Here is a 1,117-nt window from a genome sequence, read left to right as displayed (position 1 = left end):
GGCGTTCTCAAATCCGAAGTGCAACACCTTGCCCCTCCGGTAAGGTGTGAAGATGAAGATGAGATACAGGCAGCTGCAAGCTGAAGACCGCGTGACGCTGGCGGCGCTGCGCCAGCAGGGCTACAGCCTGCGACACATTGCAGGCGTGCTTGGACGCAGCGCGGCCACGCTCAGCCGCGAGGTGCGGCGCAATTCGCAGGCTGGCCAGTACCTGTCGAGTGCGGCACAGCAGGCCAGCCTTGAGCGCCGCGTCGCGGCTCGGGCTCCCGTCCGACTTGATCCCGACGGCCCGCTGTGGCCGCTGATCACGCACCTGCTGGGCTGGCTGTGGTCGCCCCAGCAGATTGCACGGACACTGCGGGACATGTGGCCCGACCAACCCGAACTGCATGTCTCCCACGAGACCATCTACAACGCCATCTACGCCCACCCCAAGGGGGAACTGCGCAAAGAGCTGATCGCCTGTCTGCGCCAGGGCCGCAGCACCCGCAAATCGCGCTCTGCGGGCACGGACCGACGCGGACGGATCCCTGAGATGGTGAGCATCCATGTGCGCCCGCCCGAGGTGAACGACCGGGTGATGCCAGGGCACTGGGAAGGTGACCTGATCAAGGGCGCGGGCAACAAGTCGGCCGTGGGGGTGCTGGTCGAGCGAAGCACACGCCTGGTGCTGCTGGCCAAGATGCCCGATGCCACGGCGGAATCGGCCCTGGCGGCCTTCACTGTCAAGCTCAACTCGATTGCCGCGCCGCTGCGCCAGACGCTGACCTATGACCAAGGCAAGGAGATGGCCCGACACCGGGAACTGGCGCGGGCCACCAACATCCGGGTGTACTTCTGCGACCCGCACAGTCCGTGGCAACGCGGTTCCTGCGAGAACACCAACGGCTTGCTGCGCCAGATGTTGCCCAAGGGCACAGACCTCTCTGTGCATGACCAGGACGCACTCGATGCCATCGCCGATCTGCTCAACAACCGTCCACGCCAGACCCTGAACTGGCGCAGCCCCATTCAGGTCTTCGCAGAACTCATGCGCGGCTTGGCCCAAGCCCATCAGGCTACAGTCCACTGATCAAGCAACCCGGGTGGGGTGTTGCACTTCAGATTTGAGAACGCC

1 protein-coding gene is annotated in these 1,117 nt (G+C 64.9%); it reads left to right on the top strand.

What is annotated here, in order from left to right; translation table 11 throughout:
• The first annotated feature begins 58 nt into the window (after window positions 1-58).
• The gene (locus KGA65_RS16015) at window positions 59-1,072 is read left to right on the top strand and encodes an IS30 family transposase (RefSeq protein ID WP_225864128.1); all 1,014 of its coding nucleotides are present in this window, start codon (window positions 59-61) and stop codon (window positions 1,070-1,072) included.
• The last annotated feature ends 45 nt before the right edge of the window (window positions 1,073-1,117 follow it).

This window comes from Ideonella benzenivorans (assembly GCF_020387415.1).
GTDB classification, from domain to species: domain Bacteria; phylum Pseudomonadota; class Gammaproteobacteria; order Burkholderiales; family Burkholderiaceae_C; genus Ideonella; species Ideonella benzenivorans.
Note: the sequence above shows the minus strand (reverse complement) of the source record. Positions and strands in the feature narration are given on the sequence as shown.

Bases quoted from the DNA above. Each gene is read 5' to 3' on its own strand.
- KGA65_RS16015 (WP_225864128.1), top strand. From the start codon at position 59: ATGAGATACAGGCAGCTGCAAGCTGAAGACCGCGTGACGCTGGCGGCG.